Annotated in this window: 24 protein-coding genes and 1 other RNA gene; 5 read left to right on the top strand and 20 right to left on the bottom strand. The window is 29.8% G+C overall.

The window, feature by feature from the left end; translation table 11 throughout:
• Positions 1-85 precede the first annotated feature (85 nt).
• Positions 86-556, top strand: coding sequence for a peptide-methionine (S)-S-oxide reductase MsrA (gene msrA, locus E6248_RS02755; RefSeq protein WP_316339292.1), 471 nt, complete (start codon positions 86-88; stop codon positions 554-556).
• 111 nt (positions 557-667) lie between these two features.
• Here msrA and E6248_RS02750 read toward each other — a convergent pair whose 3' ends face one another.
• From E6248_RS02750 to E6248_RS02730, 5 genes are all read right to left on the bottom strand, one after another.
• A complete protein-coding gene (locus E6248_RS02750; protein ID WP_316339291.1) occupies positions 668-2,026 on the bottom strand; it encodes a carbohydrate ABC transporter substrate-binding protein in 1,359 nt (452 codons plus the stop codon).
• A gap of 136 nt (positions 2,027-2,162) precedes the next feature.
• On the bottom strand, positions 2,163-2,321 hold the full coding sequence (locus E6248_RS02745; RefSeq protein WP_316339290.1) for a DUF6903 family protein: 159 nt from the start codon (positions 2,319-2,321) through the stop codon (positions 2,163-2,165).
• A 31-nt stretch (positions 2,322-2,352) separates the two neighbouring features.
• On the bottom strand, positions 2,353-4,512 hold the full coding sequence (gene gnpA / locus E6248_RS02740) for a 1,3-beta-galactosyl-N-acetylhexosamine phosphorylase (protein ID WP_316339289.1): 2,160 nt from the start codon (positions 4,510-4,512) through the stop codon (positions 2,353-2,355).
• Positions 4,513-4,526: 14 nt separating this feature from the next.
• Complete coding sequence (locus E6248_RS02735) at positions 4,527-5,423, bottom strand: carbohydrate ABC transporter permease (RefSeq protein ID WP_316339288.1); 897 nt, start codon at positions 5,421-5,423, stop codon at positions 4,527-4,529.
• A gap of 13 nt (positions 5,424-5,436) precedes the next feature.
• The gene (locus E6248_RS02730; protein ID WP_316339287.1) at positions 5,437-6,330 is read right to left on the bottom strand and encodes a sugar ABC transporter permease; all 894 of its coding nucleotides are present in this window, start codon (positions 6,328-6,330) and stop codon (positions 5,437-5,439) included.
• A gap of 179 nt (positions 6,331-6,509) precedes the next feature.
• Here E6248_RS02730 and E6248_RS02725 point away from each other — a divergent pair, with 179 nt between their 5' ends.
• Entirely contained in the window at positions 6,510-7,379 is an 870-nt protein-coding gene (locus tag E6248_RS02725; protein WP_316339286.1) for an AraC family transcriptional regulator, read from the top strand.
• Between the two features lie 130 nt (positions 7,380-7,509).
• Here the strand turns inward: E6248_RS02725 and E6248_RS02720 are convergent, their stop codons facing one another.
• Positions 7,510-8,271 (bottom strand): tRNA threonylcarbamoyladenosine dehydratase, encoded by a 762-nt coding sequence (locus E6248_RS02720; protein ID WP_316339285.1) that lies wholly within the window; start codon positions 8,269-8,271, stop codon positions 7,510-7,512.
• 215 nt (positions 8,272-8,486) lie between these two features.
• Here E6248_RS02720 and E6248_RS02715 point away from each other — a divergent pair, with 215 nt between their 5' ends.
• The gene (locus E6248_RS02715) at positions 8,487-9,179 is read left to right on the top strand and encodes a 5'-methylthioadenosine/adenosylhomocysteine nucleosidase (RefSeq protein WP_291669024.1); all 693 of its coding nucleotides are present in this window, start codon (positions 8,487-8,489) and stop codon (positions 9,177-9,179) included.
• A gap of 138 nt (positions 9,180-9,317) precedes the next feature.
• Here the strand turns inward: E6248_RS02715 and E6248_RS02710 are convergent, their stop codons facing one another.
• The 13 genes from E6248_RS02710 to E6248_RS02650 all read right to left on the bottom strand — a co-directional run bounded on the left by E6248_RS02710 (position 9,318) and on the right by E6248_RS02650 (position 21,255).
• Positions 9,318-9,872 carry a rubrerythrin family protein gene (locus E6248_RS02710; protein ID WP_316339284.1) on the bottom strand — a complete coding sequence of 185 codons (555 nt, stop codon included), beginning with the start codon at positions 9,870-9,872 and terminating at the stop codon, positions 9,318-9,320.
• Positions 9,873-10,245: 373 nt separating this feature from the next.
• Entirely contained in the window at positions 10,246-11,496 is a 1,251-nt protein-coding gene (locus E6248_RS02705; protein ID WP_316339283.1) for a DUF1015 family protein, read from the bottom strand.
• Positions 11,497-11,522: 26 nt separating this feature from the next.
• Positions 11,523-12,428, bottom strand: a complete 906-nt coding sequence (locus tag E6248_RS02700; protein WP_316339282.1) for a D-2-hydroxyacid dehydrogenase — start codon at positions 12,426-12,428, stop codon at positions 11,523-11,525.
• A gap of 130 nt (positions 12,429-12,558) precedes the next feature.
• Positions 12,559-13,635, bottom strand: a complete 1,077-nt coding sequence (locus tag E6248_RS02695) for an alanine--glyoxylate aminotransferase family protein (protein WP_316339281.1) — start codon at positions 13,633-13,635, stop codon at positions 12,559-12,561.
• A 192-nt stretch (positions 13,636-13,827) separates the two neighbouring features.
• Entirely contained in the window at positions 13,828-14,280 is a 453-nt protein-coding gene (mscL, locus tag E6248_RS02690) for a large-conductance mechanosensitive channel protein MscL (protein WP_316339280.1), read from the bottom strand.
• A gap of 12 nt (positions 14,281-14,292) precedes the next feature.
• On the bottom strand, positions 14,293-14,469 hold the full coding sequence (locus tag E6248_RS02685; RefSeq protein ID WP_316339279.1) for a hypothetical protein: 177 nt from the start codon (positions 14,467-14,469) through the stop codon (positions 14,293-14,295).
• 405 nt (positions 14,470-14,874) lie between these two features.
• Complete coding sequence (locus E6248_RS02680; protein WP_136007464.1) at positions 14,875-15,123, bottom strand: pro-sigmaK processing inhibitor BofA family protein; 249 nt, start codon at positions 15,121-15,123, stop codon at positions 14,875-14,877.
• Positions 15,124-15,163: 40 nt separating this feature from the next.
• Positions 15,164-15,421: a DUF2508 family protein gene (locus E6248_RS02675; protein WP_316339277.1), complete on the bottom strand. Its 258-nt coding sequence runs from the start codon at positions 15,419-15,421 to the stop codon at positions 15,164-15,166.
• Positions 15,422-15,544: 123 nt separating this feature from the next.
• Positions 15,545-17,080, bottom strand: coding sequence for a cardiolipin synthase (gene cls, locus E6248_RS02670; protein ID WP_316339276.1), 1,536 nt, complete (start codon positions 17,078-17,080; stop codon positions 15,545-15,547).
• A gap of 15 nt (positions 17,081-17,095) precedes the next feature.
• Entirely contained in the window at positions 17,096-17,692 is a 597-nt protein-coding gene (recR, locus tag E6248_RS02665) for a recombination mediator RecR (protein WP_316339275.1), read from the bottom strand.
• An 87-nt stretch (positions 17,693-17,779) separates the two neighbouring features.
• Complete coding sequence (locus E6248_RS02660; RefSeq protein WP_136007460.1) at positions 17,780-18,124, bottom strand: YbaB/EbfC family nucleoid-associated protein; 345 nt, start codon at positions 18,122-18,124, stop codon at positions 17,780-17,782.
• Positions 18,125-18,341: 217 nt separating this feature from the next.
• The gene (gene dnaX, locus E6248_RS02655; RefSeq protein ID WP_316339274.1) at positions 18,342-19,958 is read right to left on the bottom strand and encodes a DNA polymerase III subunit gamma/tau; all 1,617 of its coding nucleotides are present in this window, start codon (positions 19,956-19,958) and stop codon (positions 18,342-18,344) included.
• A gap of 124 nt (positions 19,959-20,082) precedes the next feature.
• Positions 20,083-21,255, bottom strand: a complete 1,173-nt coding sequence (locus E6248_RS02650) for an MFS transporter (RefSeq protein WP_316339273.1) — start codon at positions 21,253-21,255, stop codon at positions 20,083-20,085.
• A gap of 487 nt (positions 21,256-21,742) precedes the next feature.
• On the opposite strand from E6248_RS02650, the gene E6248_RS02645 reads away from it, so the two are divergent.
• Entirely contained in the window at positions 21,743-22,534 is a 792-nt protein-coding gene (locus E6248_RS02645) for a thymidylate synthase (protein ID WP_316339272.1), read from the top strand.
• Positions 22,534-23,025, top strand: coding sequence for a dihydrofolate reductase (locus E6248_RS02640; protein ID WP_316339271.1), 492 nt, complete (start codon positions 22,534-22,536; stop codon positions 23,023-23,025). Before E6248_RS02645 ends, E6248_RS02640 begins: the two co-directional genes overlap by 1 nt.
• A gap of 153 nt (positions 23,026-23,178) precedes the next feature.
• Here the strand turns inward: E6248_RS02640 and ffs are convergent.
• Positions 23,179-23,398: signal recognition particle sRNA large type (ffs, locus tag E6248_RS02635), an RNA gene on the bottom strand; the annotation flags it as partial.

Raw genomic sequence — 23,398 nt, 5'->3', positions numbered from 1 at the left:
CTTTAAAATAAATAATATTTTTAGATAATTATCTTTTTAGATGTATAATATATTTAAATATTTACATTAAAAGGAGTGAATTGCAATGAATAAAATAGTTTTAGCTGGAGGATGCTTCTGGGGAGTAGAAGAATTCTTATCTAGAATTCCAGGAGTTATAAATACTGAAGTTGGATATGCTAACGGGAGGACTGAAAATCCAACCTACGAAGATGTTTGTTATAAAAATACTTACTTTGCTGAAGTATGTAAAGTTGAATATGATGATAGCAAGGTCTCTTTAGAAACTTTACTTAAAGAATACTGGTCAATTGTAGATCCAACAGTTTTAAATAGACAAGGACCTGATGTTGGTAGTCAATATAGAACTGGAATATACTATATAAGCGAAGCAGATCTTCCAACTATCCTTAAAAGTAAGGAAGAAAACCAAAAGAATTATGATAAGAAAATTGTCACTGAAATTACCCCATTAATAAATTACTATAAAGCAGAGGAATATCATCAAAAATATCTAAAGAAAAATCCTAATGGCTATTGCCATATAAAACTGTAATATAAAGCTATAATAAAAAACTCAGCTATTGAATCCTTCTATATCATTTAGATATTGATAAGTTCAATTTGCTGAGTTTTTATTATATATCTGCTATATTTTTATTAATTACTAGTTAGCTATGATACTAGCTCTCATTTTGTCAGTAGCTTCTTGTAATGATGTTTGCCATTCTTGAACAGTTTTACTTCCATTCATAACTGAATCAATAGTTCCAGCATAAACGTCAGAATAAGTTAAACCTTCTACTGGTTCAGTTGCTGCAAATACTCCGATTAAAGCTTTTGCACCATTATCATACATCTTTAAAAGTTCTACTTGTAATGGATCTAAGAATTCAGCTGCTATTTCCATAGATCCAGCTACTGGAACTACACCCTTAGCATCTTGTGCTATTATCTTAACTGCTTCATCACTGTAAAGGTATGCCATAAATTCTTCTGCTAATTCTACATTTTCTGCATCCTTAGGAATATACATTTGTTCAATAAAGCTTACTGAATATTGATCTCCACCCTTTTCAAATGCTGGATAAGGCATGAATCCCCATTCAAATCCTTCTGCTCTTGGAGCATCCTTCATTTCTTCTGGTAACCAAGTACCATTAGGGCTAAATAATACTTTATTATCTAAAACTAATTGTTGGTTATTCTTAAAACCTTGGTTATTAGCATTAGCTACAACTGTTGGCTCTAAGTAATCTTTAAGTTTTCCAAAAGTCTCAAAAGTTTTATTAGCAGCATCAGATGTCCAAACACCTTCAGCATAATTCATTGCATCATCAAATGCTTTTTCACCACCAGCAGCTGCTAACATTGGTGGTATCATACAGTCTAAGTATCCTGCAGTTGGATATGCCCATAATGATATACCGTCAGCTTTTGCTTTATCTCCTAAAGCAAACATTTCATCCCAAGTAGTTGGAAGCTCGTACCCTTTTTCTTCAAATAATCCCTTATTATAGAATAATCCTGTTGGGCTATAGAATAATGGTAATAAATAAGATTTTCCATCTCCATATGGATTAGTCGCATAACTATCTATAAATCCTGGAAGTAACTTTTCCTTAACTGTTACATCTTCACCAGGTACCTTTGTATCTAGTACCTTTGATAAATCATGTAATCCTTCTTCCTTAATCAATGTTTCTGTTAATGCATCTGGTCTACCAGTAGCTAAGTATATAAAATCCGGAACATTTCCAGCTTGTATTTGTGGACGAATAACTTCTTCTATATTAGATTCAACTGTTAATTCTACAGTTACTCCCTCATGTTGCTTTTCGAAGCCTTCTTTTAGTTTTTCCCAATAAGCTTTCCCATATCCACCTTGGAACGCAGCTACCTTTAATACTTTGTTTTCTGCAGCTCCACTATCAGTATCCTTACCGTCCCCATTACTTCCACAGCCTGTTAAAGTAGTTAGGGCCATAAGTGAACTTAATATCAAAGCCAATGTCCTTTTTTTCATTTTTATTCCTCCCTTTTAAAACTCATTTAAATACCATAATGTTTATAAGTTAATTTTACATCTTTGTAAACGTTGTTAATATAATATTTTTGCTGAATATTATATCTATGTTGCTAACTATTTGGACAATAAAATTCTATTGAAATTTCTTATTGTAGATATATAGCTCAGAAACTACGCCAATAAGCCCTATGATCATCATTGCCAAACCTGAATACCCAACAATTGAATTACCTTTAACAACTAGAAATATAAATATAATAAACGCAATAAACATAACAATTTTTTTTAACATCTCAATCCCCCCTAGGGTTTTAGTGAAAATATTATTTTATATCCATCCATCTTATTTCAGTTGGCTTAAGTTCAACTTCTATAAAGTTACCTTCACCATCATAAACTTTTGTCACTTGCTTTTCATTAGAGTTATTAATAACTGCATATCTCTTTGATTCTATATAAGCTGACACTTCACAATATGAGTTATCTGCATACCATTTTTTCATTTCACTTTCTTTATTTGCTGCATAGAAGCAAGCTCTATTTAATATTCTAGTATTTTGTATTGAATAAGGCAATCCTGCTATATATACCGCACGTCCTTTTCCATATGTGTTAGCAGACATAAGTAAGTCGCCATTTTCATACTTAATTATTTCTGTATTTTCACTTAATGAGTATATATTCTTTTGACCTTCTCCAAAATCTATATCTTCAAATACATCTTCTGTAATAAAGTGAGAAGATACTTCTTCTTTAAAATACTTATCTGTACTTAATGAGAAGCCTAATTCTTTATCAACACCTAGTGCATTAGCTAATTGGAAGAAATGACCTCCACTTAAAGCTGCTGATGGTTCACCAATTCCTACAAATCCACCACCATTGTAAATCCACTCTCTTATAATTGATGTAACTTCTTCATCTAACCAATTTTCTCCACCACTAAAGGCAGTACCAGCATCCCCTGCATTAATTATTACATCTATATCCTTAAGAGTATCCTCATTCTTAATATCCTCAAAGTTTATAAATGAAACATCTAAGCTCATACCACTTAAAGCTTCTATAACTCCTAAATATGAATATATTTGTTTATACCATAATGCATGTGCAACCATATGAGTTTGCCAAGTTCTTAATTTACCCCAGCAATTTAATATTGCTACTTTTAATCCACAATAAGGCTTATTTCCATCAATTGTATCATATATTTCTCTGAATTCATCACAAACTCCCTCTATATAATCTACAAACTTAGGGAACTTATATGCTAATGATAAGTATCCACCGTAACCTATTCTATCAACAGGTTTTCTCATTATAGCACGTCTAGCTGTTAACCAATTTTCTCTTGCTTCTATAGTTGGGTCATTTCCTTCATGGAATGTATCTGGGAAGAAGTAAGGTAAAAATCTTCCTTCAGTGTATTTAACACCTGGGATATCAGCAATCATTCTTAATGTTGCTCCTCCACCTACTGAACCAACTACTGCATCAAGTCCAATGCCTTCAAAATATTTTCCATAAGGTTCTGTACCTATCCAGTTATCCCCCAAGAACATCATAGCTTCTCTACCATGTTCATGAGTTATATCTACTAACTTCTTAACATTTTCAGATACAAATTTTTGGGTAAAGTCCATATAATCTAAATAAGTTTTACTTGGAACTCTGAAAGAACTATTATAGTATCCTTGATCTATTATATCTTCTGGTCTTAATTTATACCCTTTAACCTTTTCAAATTCCCTTAACCCATCTGCGCTTACACTAGAACTATAACCAAACCAATCAACATACTTTTCTTTTGCTCTATCATTGAAAACTAATGTAAAATGATAGAAGAAAGTTGTAAATCTTACCACATCAGCATCTGGATTCTCATCTAACCATTTATGCATAGCTTCAAAAATATATTTGTTAGTTTTAGGCTGTCTTGCATCAAATGGCATTTCATGAGGCTTGTCTCCCCAATTATTTGTAATATGATTATACATTTGTGTTGGATCCCATATGCAATATGCTAAAAATGAAACTGTATATTCATGCCAAGGAGTAACATTATTAATAGTCACTTCTTGAGTTTCTTCATTATAACTCCAACTATCTAGAGATACTACTTCACCTGTTGTTCTATCTATTACTTCCCAGAATTCCTTTACATCGTGGTAACTATCTGGCTTAACTTGTTCCTTAAAATATCCTTGCATTATATCAATAACTAAAGTTTCACTTTCAGCTAAATGATGTTTTGACATTAAGTAAGTTTGTTGTAATTCTTCAGGATTCTTTTCTGCCCACTCATTATCTCCACGAGCAACAAAATATGTTGAATAAACCTTTCTAGCTAAATCCTTTATGTTTTTAGGAAGCTTAAACCCATCACAGTCTCTTATAGCATCTGCTCCCCACTTTTCCGCTATCTCCATCGTTTCTTTAATAAAGTTATCATCAGTTGGAATTGTAATTCTACCCTTATTCATTTTTGTCCTCCTTATTATTCCTTAATACCACCTACGGTCATACCTTCTGTTAATTTCTTTTGTACTAATATATATAAAATCATTGTTGGTATCATAACGATTACTAGTCCTGCATATAATGCACCATAATCTGTTGCTGTTTTTTGTACTTGCATTAAGTTTATTAATCCAAGAGGTAATGTCTTTGCCTTATTTGGCAATAGTGTTAAAGCAATTATATATTCATTCCAGAATCCAAGAAAATTAAATAATATAACTGTAATTATACTTGGCTTTGCCATAGGCATTATTATATGAATTAATGTTTTTAAATTACTACATCCATCTACATAAGCGGCTTCCTCATAAGCCTTAGGTAATGATTTAAAGAATGTTGTAAGAAGATGTATAGTAAATGGTAATGCTGTTGCAGCATATATAATACTTAAAACTATCCTACTATCTAAAAATACAGTCATACTAGCTGGAAGTTCAAAAATTCTTCTAATATACTTCTCTCCATCTAGAACTAATAAAAATATTGGAACTACAATATAGTTAACATTTATAAATAATCCAGCTGAAAATAATAAGTTTAAGAACTTTTTAGTTTTAAATTCAAATCTTGATAATACATAAGCTGCTGGTATAGAAACAACTAATAATATTATTAAAGCTAGTCCAGTTACTATAATGGAATTTATAAAATATTCTCCCATGTTAGCTTCCACAAAAGCCTTTTTGAAGTTTTCAAAATAAAATCCTTGAGGTAATGCCCATGGATTTCCATAGAATTCTGATTTATGTTTAAATGATGCTAGGATTGCCCATCCTAAAGGAATTAATATACTAAGAGCAAATATACCTAAACATAAATAAGTAAATATTTTTACAAGTTTTTCTGTTGATATCTTTTTGTTTGACTTCTCCATATTAATCCCCCCCTTAAAATTCAATTACATCTCTTTTAGTTGCTTTACTAACAAATAAAGATAAACCAAATGAGAATATAAATATTACTACTCCAATAGCCATTCCATATCCATAGGATGAATTAGAATAAGCTTGCTTGTACATGTAACTTAAAAATACTTCTGAAGAACCGTCTGGGCCTCCTGCAGTCATAACCTTTACAAATAAGAAACTCAAATTTATGGTACTTATTATAAAGAAAGTTAATGTTGTTCTAATAACGTTCCATACTAAAGGTAATGTTATTTGGAAAAATTGTTGAAACTTTGAAGCTCCTTCTAAGTCTGCAGCTTCATATAAACTATCTGGAATACTACTCATACTTGCCATGTACATAACCATGTAATATCCTACAGCTTGCCATATCATTGCAAAGGCTATACACCATATTACAATCTTTTGATCTCCAAGCCACATCCTCTTTAGGTTGTCCAATCCCAATGCACCTAATGAGGAATTCACTATTCCTTTCTCAGGATCTAAAATTGCTGAGAATATAGCAGATATTACAACTACTGATAATATGTTAGGAAAATAAAAAACTACTCTAAAGAAGTTTTTAAACTTTGTATCCTTTCTAGTTAATACAGCAGCTGATGTTATTGCTAGAACCATAGTTATTATAGTTACTATTACTAATAAAAATATTGTGTTTTGAAATGCTTTAATAAAATTGGTGTCTTTTAGCAATATAGCAAAATTGTCAAATCCTACAAATTTCTTGTTGTTTGATAATCCACCCCATTTAAATAGTGACATCCAAAATACATTTATAGTTGGAATGACCATAAATACGGTGAACAGTATAAGTGCAGGAATAACGGAAAACCCAATAAACACCTTGTTTACAGTACTTTTTTTACGCATCCTTATCGACGCTCCCCTCATATTCTCTCTATGTCTTTACATTTATTTTATCCTTTTGTAATCTTTTACACAATAATATTGTTGCTTTATTTTTGTGTAAAGTTGCTATCAGCAACAAGTTATATTTTTATATATCTTGTGGTATAATATATTTAATTGGTTTTTATTGGAGGTATAAAATGGGTAATACACGGTATTTGATTGATAAAAATAATGCTGATCCTAATTATGAGCTTCTCTATATTAGTAAATCAAAATTTGAAAACGATTGGCATAGCACTGCTCACTTTCATCCTTTTACTGAAATATTCTTTATTACTAATGGTCAAGGTACCTTTTTACTAGATGATAAGATAGTTAAGGTAAACAAATGGGATCTTATCATAATCAATCCAAATTGCTTACATACTGAAAAGTCTTCTCTTTCAGATGTTCCATTGGAATATACAGTCCTTGGAGTGGACAACCTATTGCTAAATTTTCCTGAGTCATATAGCTTAATTGATAATGATAGGCAAATTAAACAATATATAATTAAGAATTGCTTTAGAGACAAAGATGTAATATTAGATTATTTTGATCGATTAATATTAGAAATTGAAAATAAAGCCTTTAATTATGAACTAGCCTGTAAAAGCATATTAATTCTATTTATAACACACATTATTCGTAACACTACATCCTCCCTATTCATAGAAGAATCTCAAGAAAAATTAAATCTAGAATGCATGAAAATTAAAAACTATATTGATGCACACTACTCACAAAATATAACTTTAGATTTTTTATCAGACCTATCATATATGAACAAATTCCATTTAGTTCATACTTTCACAAAAGAAATAGGAGTATCTCCTATTAATTATGTAATAACTAGAAGAATACAAGAAGCAAAAAATCTACTTGCAACTACTAATTATTCAATAAGAGATATAGCCTCAATTGTTGGATTCTCTAACTCTTCTTACTTTAGTCAAATGTTTAGAAAAGTTTCTGGAGTATCTCCAAAAGGCTATAGAGTTGAACATTCTGTCTTAGAAAAAATCTAAAAAAAATGAGCTGTCTATAAAGGCAGCTCATTTAATTATTATTCTCTAAAACTCCTATAGGATTTTTTCTTCAATTCTACATTAATTAATTACAAATCATTCATTATAAATTATTAATTATGAGTAGCAACTATTCTTCAATTTCTAAAATAGATTTAACTACTTCTCCACCTAATATCATTCCAGCTACTGGAGGTACAAAAGATATACTTCCAGGTATTTGTCTCTTAGATGCACATTTCTTAGTTCCACCTGTACAAATACAGCCAGTTTTACAAGTTACTACATCTTCTTCTCTAGGCTTTCTTGGTTTTTCTTCTGAATAAACAACTTTTAATTTCTTTACTCCTCTTTTTCTAAGCTCATATCTCATAACCTTAGCAAGTGGACAAACCTTAGTGTCATATATGTCTGCAACCTTAAATTGAGTAGGATCTAATTTGTTTCCAGTACCCATTGATGCTATTACATTAATTCCTTTTTCATAGCAATACTCAGCTAATGCAATTTTTGCAGATACTGTATCTATAGCATCTATTACGTAATCAACATCATCAGGTATTAATTCACTTAAGTTCTCTGGCGTTACAAATATTTGATGAGTAATAACATTACACTTTCTATTAATAGAGAGTATTCTTTCCTTCATTACTTCTACCTTTACTTTACTTACAGTTTGATATGTTGCATGTATTTGTCTATTTAAATTAGTTAGGCATACTGTATCATCATCTACTAATATTAAAGTTCCAACTCCAGCTCTAGTTAAAGCTTCTACAGCAAAGCTTCCTACACCACCAACACCAAAAACCATAACTTTAGCATTCTTTAGCTTTCCTAGTCCATCATTCCCTATAAGTAATTCTGTTCTAGATAATGGATGTTGTATCATTTATGTTTCTCTCCTTTTTATCTACCTTATAAAATATATAAATATAATATATCTTATTTTAGACTATTATAAAGCTTTAAACAACAATATTTTTCTTTCAAATCTTCTAAATTTAACAAATAGCGTAAACTTATATTATATTTAAATGAGTTAAATAATATGGTACTATATTAAAAGATTATGTTTTAATACATAAACATTAAGGAGGACAATTTATGATTTTAGGTATTGTAAGTGCTATGCAAGAAGAATTAGATCTTCTTCTAAAGGATATGACTATAAATGAAGAAACTAAAAAAGCAAATATGACTTTTTACAAGGGAACTTTAGATAATAAAGATATTATAGCTGTAGTATGTGGGATAGGTAAGGTTAATGCTGCCGTTTGCTCACAAATCTTAATATCTGAGTTCAATGTAACTTCTATAATAAATGTTGGAGTTGCTGGCGGAATAGGTAAAGATATCTATCCAGGAGATGTAGTTGTAGGAACTAACTTAGTTCAACATGATATGGATACAACAGTTTTCGGAGATCCACATGGTCAAATACCTAGATTAGATACATTTGACTTTAAATGTGATGAAGCTTTAGTTAAAGCATCTTTAGAAGCTTGTGAAGAAATAAAAGAAATTAACACTTTCTCTGGCAGAATAATTTCTGGTGATCAATTTATATCAAGCGTTGAAAAAATTCAATGGTTTGAAAAAGAATTTAATGCTATGGCTTGTGAAATGGAAGGAGCTAGTATTGCTCAGGTTTGTTATTTAAACAATATTCCTTTTGTAGTTATTAGATCTATTTCTGATAATGCTAATAATGGAGCTCATATGGATTATGAAAAATTCATTCCTATAGCTGTTAGAAACTCAACTATATTATTAAAAAACATAATACGTAAGTTGTAATAAAGACTATAATAAGAAATACATATTATCTTACATACGAACTACCAAGATCCGAATCTAATGTAAGATAATATGTATTTTACTGTTTTCTCAAGAAAAGACCAATTCTTATTTTATGAAATTTTTTTAAAATGTAGGTTAAAAAGCTTTAAACTTATCTTTACTAACACCACAAACTGGACATTTATCTACTTGATCTCCTATTTCAGTAAAGCCACATATTGGACAGATATAAATAGTTTCATTACCTATATCTTCACCTTTTTTAGCTTTATCTTGAGCTTCTTTAAATAATTTTGCATGTATTTTTTCTGCCTCTAAAGCATAATGGAATGTTCTTTGCGCATCCTTCTCATTTTGAAACTTAGCTGCTTCTAAGTAAACTGGATACATTTGATCAATTTCATGTAATTCACCATCGATAGCACCTTGAAGATTTTCAACTGTATTAGTATGACCAAATACTGCCCCTGCAGTTACAGTCTTATCTTCAATCGGCTTATTCAAAGCATTAAAATGATTGTTAGCATGGCACCACTCTGCATAAGCTATCCCCCTAAATAGTCTAGCTATATTAGGAAACTTTTCCTTTTCAGCAGCATTTGCCCAAATAGTATATCTCATATGAGCCATACTCTCTCCACCATAAGCTGAACATAAAAAATCTACTGTCATTGCATTATTTACTGACATTTTTAAACACATCCTTTCAAAATATATATATATGTTTCAATAAATAATATACATTTTAAGTGCCTATATCATTTTGAGTGAAAAATAATTTTAAAATGTAAATTACATTAATTGAAAGCATATATATCTTTTAATTTTTATATAAGTTGATTTTGTATTTACTTAACTGAAACATTTTTCATCTGAACTAATTTAATAAAATGTAAAAACTTTATTACAACTTATATATCTTAATTATCCCATAAAAGGTAAATTTAATTCACTTATGTATAAATTTCTTAAAAATAAATAAGAGTAAGATTTTATGATTAATATGCCATGAAACCTATAATCATTAAATCTTACTCTCTAAAATCATTTATTTTTAATTTATCTATTTAAGCTTATGAATAAATAGCCCACTTCTAAGCTTTGGTTCAAACCAAGTAGATTTTGGTGGCATAACTTGATTTGTATCAGCAACGCTCATTATATCACTAACTTCTGTTGCATACATTGAAAACGCAACCTTCATATCCTTATGAACTCTTCTTTCAAGCTCTTTTATCCCTCTAATTCCACCTATAAAATCTATTCTATCTGATGTTCTAACATCTTCAATTCCTAAAATAGGTGTTAAGACATTGTTTTGCAATATCGCAACATCTAAGCTATTTATCGGATCTTCAGCATTATAGCTTCCTTCCTTAGCTTCAAGTAAATACCACTTATTTTCTAAATACATACCAAAAGTATGCTTATCAGTAGGCTTCACTTGTTCATCTCTTTCTGAAATTATAAACTTTTCACTTACCTTATTTAAGAATTCTTCTTCAGTAAGTCCATTTAAGTCCTTAACTACTCTATTATAATCCATAACCATAAGGTCATTATCAGGGAATGCAACTGCTAAGAAATAGTTGAACTCCTCCTCTCCTGTATAGTTAGGATTTTCTTCTCTTCTCATAAGTCCAACCTTAACTGCTGAAGCTGATCTATGATGACCATCTGCAATATATAGGTTTTCTATTTCTCCAAATAGTGCTACGATTTCTTTTACTATTAATTCATTATCTATTACCCATACTTGATGTCCTATTCCATCTTCTGAAACAAAATCATATACAGGTTTTCTCTTAGTTCCTTCTCTGGACCATTGTTTAATAACTTCAGAAGTTACTTCATCTTCTCTATAAGTTAAGAAAATTGGACCTGTATTAGCATCACAATAATTAACATGATTTATTCTGTCTTGTTCTTTATCCGCTCTTGTAAACTCATGTTTCTTTATTGCATTGTTTATATAATCATCTATTGATGCACAAAATACTAATCCAGTTTGAGCTCTGCCATTCATTATTTGCCTATAAATATATAAACATGGTTTTTCATCTTGGATAAATTGTTTTTCTACAATCATTTTATCAAGATTTTCTCTAGCTTTCTCATATACCTTTTTATCATGCACATCTATAGAAGGATCTAGATCTATTTCCGCTCTATCTATATGAAGAAATGAATATGGATTACCCTCTACCATTTCCCTTGCTTCTTCGCTATTCATAACATCATAAGGAAGTGCTGCAATCTTTGAAGCTAATTCCTCAATGGGTCTTATACCTTTAAAAGGTCTAATTGTTGCCATCTATATTCCTCCTGTTTATCTGTAGCTTACTTTAAAAAATTCTTTATTACTGAAACTACTTCATCACCAATTCTATCTTGCGCTTCAAGAGTTGATGCCCCAATATGAGGTGTACAACTTACTCTTGGATGATTTACTAAAGTTTCATTAGTGTTAGGTTCAATTTCGAATACATCTATTCCTGCCCCTGCAATCTTTCCACTATTTAAAGCTTCAAGTAAAGCTGCTTCATCTACTACCTTACCTCTTGCACAGTTAATAATATATGATCCATCCTTCATTATGTTTAATTGTTCTTGTCCAATTAACGCACCAGCATTCTTATCATATGGTACATGAAGAGAAATAAAATCAGATACCTTTAATAAATCATTAAGATCTAAGAAATCATAAACTAAATCATCTTGTTTCCCAAACATATCATTGTAAACTACAGTCATTCCTAAAGCAGTAGCCTTATTAGCTAAAGCTCTTCCTATTCTACCCATTCCTATAATTCCAAGAGTTTTACCACCAATTTCAACGCCTTCATATTTCTTTTTATTCCATTCACCATTTCTCATAGTGTAGTTAGAAGTGCCTACAAATCTTGCAACTGCAAACATATGAGCTAAAGCTAGTTCTGCAACTGAATCTGAACTTGCATTTGGAGTGTTTCTTACTTCTATTCCAGCTTCTTTAACTGCAGCTACATCAATATTATCTATACCAACACCTGCTCTAACTACTAACTTTAACTTTCCACCCTTAGTAGCTTCAATAACTTCCTTAGTAACCTTAGTTGCTGATCTAACTACTAAAGCATCAAAATCTTTAAGAACTTCTCCTAAAACCTCTTTATCATAGTGCTTATTTTCAACTTCAAAACCTAACTCTATTAAATTATTAATGGCCTTTTCTTGTAAGCCATCACTTGCTAATATTCTATACATTTTTTTGCCCCCTATTTTAAAAAAATCATTATATTTTCTATGCTAATAAGAGTTTAGACCTTAGTCTAAACTCTTATTTTTATATCATTGTCCAAACCTCTTAAACTAGTAATACTAAACTTTAGTTATACTATTCTAAGCCTAAAATATCATTAATATTGCTTAATAGTTCTTGAATATCTTCCATTTGACAGTCAGCCATATGAGCAATTCTAAATGTCTTTCCTTTTAAGCTACCGTATCCGTTAGAAATTTGGAAACCTCTTTCTCCTAATTCTTTATTTAATGCAGCAACATCTATATTTCTAGTATTCTTAACTGTTGTCACAGTATTTGATAAATATTTATCTTCTGGTAATAATTCAAAGTACTTTCTCCCCCAAGCTCTTACAACTTCAGCTAATTCAATATGTCTTGCAAACCTATTTTCTAAACCTTCCTTATTAAGAATATAGTCTAGTTGATAATCTAATGCATACATATGTGGAATAGATGGTGTTGAAGGATATTGGTAGTCCTTCTTTTGAATAAAATTATATAAAGATAGTAGATCTAAATAGAATCCTCTATTTTTTACTTTCTCAGCTCTTTCTTTTGCTTTGTTAGAGAAAGTACATATTGCAAGTCCTGGAGGCAATCCTAATGCCTTTTGTGATGAAGTTATACATACATCAATTCCCCAATTGTCTACTTCAATCTTAGTACCTGCTGCTGAACTTACTGTATCAACTATAAATACAATCTCAGGATATTTCTTAACTACTTCACCTATTTCTTTAATAGGATTCATTACTCCTGTAGATGTTTCATTATGAGTTACTGCAACTAAGTCATATTGTCCTGTTGCTAATTCTTTATCAACCATTTCTGGTGTTATAGCTTGTCCTAATTCTACTTCAAATAAATCTGCAGGAACGTTATTAGATATAGCCATTTCATACCATCTTTTTCCGAATGCCCCAACGGAAAATACAGCTGCTTTTTTGGCTGTACAAGATCTAATAGCCCCCTCCATAAGTCCACTACCTGAAGTGGTAGATAATAATATTTCGCTTTCAGTAAAGAAGACTTTTCTTAAGTTATCACTTATTCTTCTTTGAAGCACTGAAGCATCCTTGCTTCTATGACCTATCATAGGCCTTGATAGTTGCTCTAAGACATCAGGTCTTACTTCAACTGGCCCCGGAATAAATAGCTTTTTGTGCATCTTGTTTCTCCCCCATTTAATATTTTTTTATTGCTTATTAATTGCTTATTTTATTGTTAATTTTACTACTTTTTCATATCATTAACAACTACTTTGTTAAAACTTTTGAAATAATATTCAAAATTCTACAAATATTTCACCATTAATGTACATATTCATAGCCCCAAATATTTTTTTATTGTGTTATAGTAACTAAACTTCTACATCTTCTTGCTTTTTACTATCTTTTAATATATCTCTTATCTCTGTTAATAGTACTTGTTCAGCAGTTAATTCAGCTTCAGCTGGTGATTCTTCCTTAACTTCCTCTTCTTTATTTCTATTTATTTTAGCTAATACCTTTATAAATATAAATATAGAAAGTGCTATTATTAAGAAGTCAACTACATTCTGAATAAATATCCCATACTCTAAAGTAACTATACCTCCGCCTACTAGGCTGGTATCAAATTTATAAACTAAATCTTTAAATTCAACTCCACCTATTAGTATTCCTACTAAAGGCATTATTATATGCTCAACTAATGAAGAAACTATCTTATTGAAAGCTCCCCCCATAACTACCCCAATTGCTAAGTCTAGTATATTCCCCTTCATAGCAAATTCTTTAAACTCTTGTAAAAACTTTTTTCCTTTATTCTTCATTTCTAATCCTCCTTATTTATATTCCTCATCAAAAATTAAAACAGATTCTGTCTCTCTGCAATATTTAACACACATACATTGTCCTAGATGCCTTGGACACTTATAACATAAACAACTTTTATCATCTCCATTACAACTTTTCTTATAATAAGGACAATATTTACAATTAACTCCGTTTCCAGCTGGCATAATACACTTCTCCTTCTTTTGCATAATATAATGTTACTTTAATAAAAATATTTTACCATATTTCAATTAATTATTAGTAACCATTTTATACTTTTCTCATATTTTGTTTATATAAGAAGCTTTTAACTTTTTTGGTATAAAACTTCTAACTCCCATCTATATAGACTAATGCTGTTGAAAATGAATATTCATTATACAACAGCTTTTTCTTTACATTAATTATATCTAATCCTTAAATCTTAAAATCTAATACTCCTTATTTAGATAATCTTTAATATATATGATAAAAAAAACTCCCTTAGGAGTTTTCAAAGCTAAATTATTTTTAGTAATTCTAAGGAATTACATAAATAACTCTTCATTATTAATTATAAATTGAGCTGCCCTTGGGCAGCTCTTAATACTCTATAGAAACATTTGAAATATAACCAGAAAAATCACTCCTGGTACACCTAAAAATCCTGCTATTAATGCAGTAACCCAATTTATTGCTATGGCAAAACCAAAGTATGAACCTAGAACATTAGCTAAGTATAATAATACTATTCCAATTACACCATTTATTAATATTTTTAATGGCCATTTTAAAAGCTTAATAACTAAATATAATAATACCAGTCCTATCAATCCATATATTATTAAATTAACATCCATAACATCCCCTCCAGTCTATTTTATTCTTTAGTATAACATATTATTCTATCATTCTTAATTCACGCCTCTTTGCAACACTTATTAAATAATCATATCTTGTTCTTGCTGTATCTTCAGCATATATGGCTAATTCAACTAATTTAGGATCACTTACATAATCAAATAAAGCTCTAGCTACTTCCATTTCTGAAATAGTTTCTTTAATATTATTTAATAGAGCTATATCCTCTTCACTATACTCTTTTTTACTTTTCTCTGTATTTCTTAGTATTAGATCTAAAATTATATTTTTATTCATTATTTCCCCTCCTAAATATTGTATATTAAAGTACTATCCATTTTTAGGATAATTATTCAGAAGGAAAAAACTTTTAACCAATATTCTATATGCACTTAACACTATTTAATAAATCTGTATTCCCTACAATAAAGGTGCAAAAACTCTAATTACTGCTGCTAATAATTTCTTATACCACTTTTCATTGTAACAATCTTCTAAAGTCATTAATTGACACTGATCTAATGTTTCTAAAAAGTCTTTCTTGATTTCCATTACTGATTTAGTCTTATATAAAAATACTCCACATTCAAAATGTAAATAAAGACTTCTATAATCCATATTAATAGAACCAACTACTCCTATCTTATCATCTGATACAAATGTTTTTGAGTGTATAAATCCAGGAGTATATTCATATATCTTAATGCCTGCTTCAATTAATTGAGCATAGTAAGCTCTAGTAACTAAGTGTACATACCACTTATCTTCTATATGAGGCGTAACTATTATTACCTTAACTCCACTTTTTGATGCTAAGGTTAATGCAGTTACTAGCTCATTATCTACTATTAAATAAGGAGTATTTATATAAATGTAATCTTTAGCTTTATTTATAATATTTAAATAAACATATTCTCCTACAGTTTCGTCATCTAATGGACTATCACCATATGGCTGAACATATCCATCATCCTTAAAATGTCCTTCGTAATTAACATGTGGCTTATATTTATTATAATCTTCTTTTTCTCCACAGTTAAACTCCCAAGCTTGTAAGAACATCATAGTAAGATTCCATACTGCTTCACCTTTTAATATAATAGAAGCATCTTTCCAATGTCCAAATCTAACTACTTCATTTATATACTCATCAGCTAAATTTATACCTCCAGTAAAGGCTGTATGTCCATCTATCACAGTTATTTTTCTATGATCTCTATGATTCATAATAACTGATAAAAATGGTACAAATGGGTTAAATACTAAGCACTTAATTCCCATTTTCTTTAGTTTTTCATAATACTTATAAGGTAATGTTCTAAGGCATCCCATATCATCATATATAATCCTAACATCTACCCCTTCTTTTACTTTTTCTTCAAGAATTTCAAGAATGCTATCCCACATCTTTCCTTCTCGGATTATAAAGTACTCCATAAATATATACTTCTTAGCTTTCTTAAGCTCTTTTTTTAGTTCTTCAAAAAATTCTTCTCCAGGTGATAAGTATTTAGTGTAGGTATTTTTGTATATTGGCGCTGCTGCATACTTATTTAAATATTTTACTTGATTAGAAATTGATTTGTCTTCCTCTTCAATTTCCTTAAATACTTCAAGATTTTGTTCTAAGTATTTAGCCCCTTCTGTATAAATCTTATTTATTCTCCCTCTAAACCTTTTTGTTGTTCTTCTTAATCCAAAAATTAAATAGAACAATCCTCCAAAAACAGGTACTAAGGATACAGGTATTGTCCATGCTAGTTTAAAAGACGGATTATCTTTTTTACTCATTATATATATTACAACCACTATGCTAATAACAGTGAATAATACATATAAATAAACAAAGGATTCAGATAAGGTCCAAATAGTAAAAACTAATATGCCCACTTGAATAAGTATTAGTAATCCTACAATTACCATTCTACTAAATAGAAATTTTAATAATTTACTCATATATTCACCCTTTACTTATATTTCTTTTCTCCCTTCAAGGGCCTTAGATAAAGTTACTTCATCAGCATACTCTAAGTCTCCACCAACAGGAATTCCTGATGCTATTCTAGTTACCCTAATATCTAATGGTTTTAAAATTCTTGAAATATACATTGCTGTAGCTTCACCTTCGATATTAGGATTAGTTGCAATAATAACTTCCTTTACATCTGCACTCATTCTTGCAACTAATTCTCTAATTCTTATATCTTGTGGACCTCTTCCTTGCATTGGAGATAAGTTTCCATGAAGCACATGATATGTACCATTAAATTCTTTTACTTTTTCCATAGTCATTATGTCCTTAGGTTGTTCTACAACACAAATAACATCCTTATCCCTGTTAGGATTAGCACATATTGCACATGGATCTGAATCTGTGAAGTTTCCACATATTGAACAATATTTTATTGTTCCTCTAGCTTTAACTAAAGCATCTGCAAATTCTCTAACTTCATCAGCTGGAAGATTTAAAACGTGTAAAGCAAGCCTTTGAGCTGTTTTTTGCCCAATACTTGGCAACTTTGCAAACTCTTCAATAAGTTTTTCTATAGCTACTGGATAAAAATCCATATAATCACCCTTTCTGTTAATTAAATATATAAAAAGGCGAAGTAACTTCGCCTTTTTATGGAACTATATTAAACATAATATATAACACTAGAATAATCCTGGTATATTCATTCCACCAGTTAATTTACCCATTTTTTCTGCACTTTCTTCTTCAGACTTTCTTAATGCTTCATTAACTGCACTAAGAACTAAATCTTCTAACATTTCCACATCATCTGCATCTACAACTTCAGGTTTTATGTTAATAGAAAGTAATTCTTTCTTTCCATTTGCTTTTACAACTACAGCTCCGCCACCTACTGAAACCTCATATTCTTTAGTTTCTAGGTCCTTTTGCATTTGCTCCATTTCCTTTTGAAGCTTTTGAGCTTGCTTCATTAGGTTGTTCATGTTTCCTCCCCCAAATCCACCTGGGAATCCTCCTCTTGCCATAAAAACATCCTCCTTATCATAAAAATCTATTTTTAATTATATAGTATTTTCTTTGATTTTACTATATTTATAACATTATTAATTTCTTTTTTATTATACTTAATTAAAGCTTATTTTATCCGATCACTACCATTGCTAACACTCCTATATTCTATAAGTGGGAGCTAAGCACTGCTACGTTCCTGGATTAGTCCTTCTAAGAATCACTTTATATGATTTACTCATCCAATATATCTACCATATCAGAACCTAAAGTTTCAAGAAGCATATCTGCAGTAGACTTTTCTTCATCATTTCCTTCTTCTACTGTGAAAACTATCTTAATATCTTCTCTAAAAATCTCTGCAAGAATTTCTTGAAGTAATGCTCTGTATTCAGGTTTTTCCAACCTATCCTTATTAAACTTATATTGTTCTTCATATTCTATAGTTAGAATTCCCTTACTGCAATCTACAGGCTTTCCAGTAATTAAAGATGCATAAACAATCATCGCTCTTCTACCTTTAATTCTTTCTAATATATCCTTCCAAGATTTTTGAATATCATTTAAGGATACCTTAGAGGAATCATTACCAGAAGTATGGTGAATAACTTCCCTTCTTACTTCCTTCTTTATTTCTTTAACAACTGCATCTGCTTTAACTTTTCCATCTGCTACAGCTTCAGTTTGAACCTTTATACTTCCATTCTTTAAGGATGCTTCAAGTTTATTTAACCTACTTAAAATAACCTCATTAGATGTATCATATTCTATTTTACACATTTTTATTATTGCAAGCTCTAAGTATAGTCTTGCTTGCTTACTTATCTTTGCATTACCTTCTGCTTCTTGAAGAATTCTTATATATCTCATAACTTCTTCAGCTCTTAGCTTACTGCCTTGTTCCTTAATTAAAGTTATGTTTTCTTCAGACATATCTAATACATCTTCAGGATTATTAGTAACCTTAGCCATAAGAATATTTCTATAATGACTTATAAGATCTTTTATAAAAAGATATATATCCTTACCTGCATAAACTACCTCATCTATAATTCCTATAGACTTTTCTACATTTCTTTGATTAACTGCATTAGTTAATGCAAATAAGTGATCATTAGTTACAAGGCCTAGCATATTAATAAGAATATCATATTCTACTGCACCATTTCCCATAGAAATAGCTTGATCTAATATACTTAAGGCATCTCTCATCGCCCCATCAGAAACTCTTGCAATTAAGCTTAAACTCTTGTCATCTGCTATTGCATTTTGATCATCTACTATCTTTCTAAGTCTACCTATTATTTCATTATTGTTTATCCTTTTAAAGTCAAATCTTTGACATCTTGAAAGAATAGTAATAGGTAACTTTTGTGGATCTGTTGTTGCTAATATAAATATTACATTCTTAGGTGGTTCTTCTAATGTTTTTAAGAAGGCATTAACAGCACCTGTTGATAACATGTGAACTTCGTCCATTATATATACTTTATATCTACCTTCTTGAGGTGGATACTTAACATCATCTATTATATCTCTAATTTTATCAATACCATTATTAGAAGCTGCATCTAACTCTGTAACATCTATTGCTAGACCTTCATCTATCTTCTTACACATTTCACACTTGTTACAAGGTTCTCCATCATGTAAATCAAGACAGTTTAAAGCCTTAGCGAAAACCTTAGCTGTAGTTGTTTTACCAGTTCCTCTAGTACCACAGAAAAGATAAGCATGAGCTATTCTATCATTTAGTATTTGATTTTTAACAGTTGTTGTTATATGTTCTTGACCAACAATATCATAAAAGTTTTGTGGTCTCCATTCTCTATATAAAGCTGTATATCCCATAATATCATTCCTTATTTTTATCATTTATTTATATTATAGACTAAAGATTAAAATTAATGAAGAAATAAAAGTTAGAACTTAATAAATTTAAAAGAAACCCAAGATAACTTGAGTTTCTTCAAAATTACTTTATGCTATTCTTCTTTATAACTAAAAATTCAACAATAGTAATTACTAAACCTATAACTCCAATTAGCTTAAAAGATATTTCCAAGGAAATAATATCTCCTATATATCCACATAAAGGGAATAATAATATCATCATTAATGAGTAAAACATACTCTCTACTGAAATTATAGTTGCTCTTTGTTTGGATTCAACACTAGAATTTATTAATTTACTACTAATAGGTTGAAGTATAGAAGTTAGAAATCCTATAGATACAAAAATCAATATTGTTGTTTCTTTACTTGAATAACCCATTAATACTATCAGCAAACTGATTAACATAGATATAGAAATCCATCCTTTTGATTTAAACTTCTTATATATCTTCTCACTTAAAATTGCTCCTAAAGATGAAAGTATTCCATTAAATAAAAATATTATTGAAATACTTACCCTTGAGTAACCTGAATCACTTAAGAATTGTTGACCATAAAAATATATTATTGCTGAAAAAGTATAAATTAAAGGAAAGTACATTAATATATTTAAAAGTTTCCTATTATTTTTCAATATATTTATTGAGGTTTTAAAATGATTTATCACAGTTACTCTTTCTTCATGAGTTTCCCTTATATCAACTTCAGTAAAATTAAAAGATACAGTTAAAGAAAATACACCAATAACAATTGCAGTAATATAACTTATAGAAAAATCTATTTGAGATAAAAGTCCACCTATAAATACTGCTAACCCCTGTGAAATTTCTATTATTAAATTTAACCTACCATTAATCTTTAAATACTCATCTTCTCTTTTTAATGTTTTAAGTGTATCGTATATTAAGGCTTCCTCAGATCCTGAATTCAAATTATATCCCCAAGCTGATAATATAAAACCAATGGCAAATCCAAGAAAGGAATTTGAAAATAGCATTATTATTGCTGATATTAATGATGTTATTCTACCAATTATCATTATTTTTCTTCTACCAAATAAATCGGCTAATGCTCCAGTTGGTATTTCTGAAATAAAACCAGTAATATGAAATATTCCTTCAAGCAAACCTATTTGCGCTAAATTCATTCCCTTATACCCTAAATACAATACCCAAATAGCAGATGTTATATCAAAGGATGAAAGAAATCTATATAAATAATCATTTTTTATATTCTTTTTTATTTTATTCATTTGAATCAACTCCAATTTTCTATAATTATTTTTGAGCATAATAAAAGACCTAAGATAATTAATCTAGGCCTAATTGGAGTTACTATATTGCAACTTAAGAAATAGATTTTCTCAAATTTCCCCTAAAAAAGGGCATAGTAATCCAATTTTCAAAAAACATGCATGTTTTTGACTGTGAACTACTAGATAAAACTTCATATTTTATCTTTCTTACAGGAAATTTCATAGTCTATTTCTCCCTTCTTCCAAAACAATCTATTTTAAGCATATATTATTTCACAAATATTTACAAGTGCTTATTTGACTGTTATTTGTTAAACATCCCATATATCACCTATAATATTATTCATCATTTAGTTTACTATTCTTATCCTATGATTCAGCCCTATATACCAATATTCAAAAATTCAAACTTATCCTAATATCATTTATACTTATTAAGTTTTATAGTACAATAAATTTAAATACTAGTAAGGAGTGATATAACTTGAGTTTATATGATAAGAAATACTTATCTATAGTTAAAGATATCTTAGATAATGGTTATTATGATAATAACAGAACTGGGATGCCTACATACAAACTACCCCATCAAATTATGCAGTTTAATTTACAAAAGGAATTCCCTATACTAACTACTAAAAAAGTTGCATTTAAAACTGCTATAAAGGAAATGCTATGGATATATAGAGATCAATCAAATGATGTAACTAAACTTCAAGAACAAAATGTCCATATCTGGGATGAATGGGTAGATGAGAATAATACAATAGGTAAGGCTTATGGATACCAAATTGCAAAGTTTAACCAAGTAGATAAACTTATTGAGTCCTTAAAAAATAATCCTCAAGACAGAAGAATGATTATGTCTATGTGGAATATAGAAGACCTACCAGAAATGACATTACAACCTTGTTGCTATCAAACTTTATGGGACGTAACAGATGGTTACTTAAATTGCATGTTAATCCAGCGCAGTGGGGACATGCCATTAGGAGTTCCATTTAACACAAGTCAATATGCTGTATTAGTTCATTTAATAGCCCAAGTAACTAATCTTAAACCTGGATTATTTACTCACGTGATTAATAATGCACATATTTATGAAAATCAAGTTGAAGGAATGAAACTTCAATTAACTAGAGAAAATGAAGATTTTGATGCACCAAAGCTTTGGATAAATCCAGAAATAACGAATTTCTATGACTTCACAGCTGATGATGTTAAATTAATAGATTATAAACACCATGACCCAATTAAAATGGAGGTAAGTGTGTAATGTTATCTATTATAGTTGCCAAAGCTTCTAATGATGTTATTGGCGGAGATAATAAGCTTTTATGGCATATATCCGAAGATCTAAAAAGATTTAAGTCCATTACATCAGGTAATACTATTATAATGGGTAGAAAGACCTTTGAATCTTTACCTAAGGTATTACCTAATAGACATCATATTGTAATTACAAGAGATAAAAGCTTTAAAGTTGATTCACCTGATGTAGAAGTAGTTAATGATATAGATTCTATCATTACTAGATTTGAAAATTCTACTGAAGAAGCCTTTGTTATTGGCGGCGGAGAGATATATAAAACTCTTTTACCTAATTCAAAGAAGTTATACTTAACTAGAATTTATAAAGATTTTGATGGTGATACAAAATTCCCAAGTATCGATCTTAACGATTGGATAACTGATTATAAATCTGAAATTTTAATTAATGAAAAAGATAATTTAAATTTTGATTTTATAAATTTAATAAGAAAATAGAAAACGAGGGTATTCCTTACGGAATGCCCTCGCTTTCTTTGTCCTATTGTATGTTAATCCTATTGAAGAGTAACCTATAAATAAATAATTAATTATTAATTACATATTTGCATTAAAAAAACCCTTCTTCTTAGAAAGGCCTAAAAATTAAAACCGTGCACCCAGCTTCGACAGTAATCTATAGACGTTACTATGTAGTTAGCTCTGACAAGATTTATCCATATCACACGCAGTAATCACTTATCGCTGCTTCCTTCCGGACCTGACGAGGTTCATGCACTTACGTCGTATGGGACCTTGCCATCAACACCACTTGCATAGGCAGGCTCTACAGATTAAAGCCTAGACTGGGAATTCAATCCTGCTATAGCGG

This window comes from Clostridium sp., assembly GCF_032552055.1.
In the GTDB taxonomy this organism is placed as follows: Bacteria; Bacillota; Clostridia; order Clostridiales; family Clostridiaceae; genus Clostridium.
The sequence above is the reverse complement of the archived record's forward strand: the minus strand, read 5'-3'. Positions and strand labels throughout refer to the sequence as shown.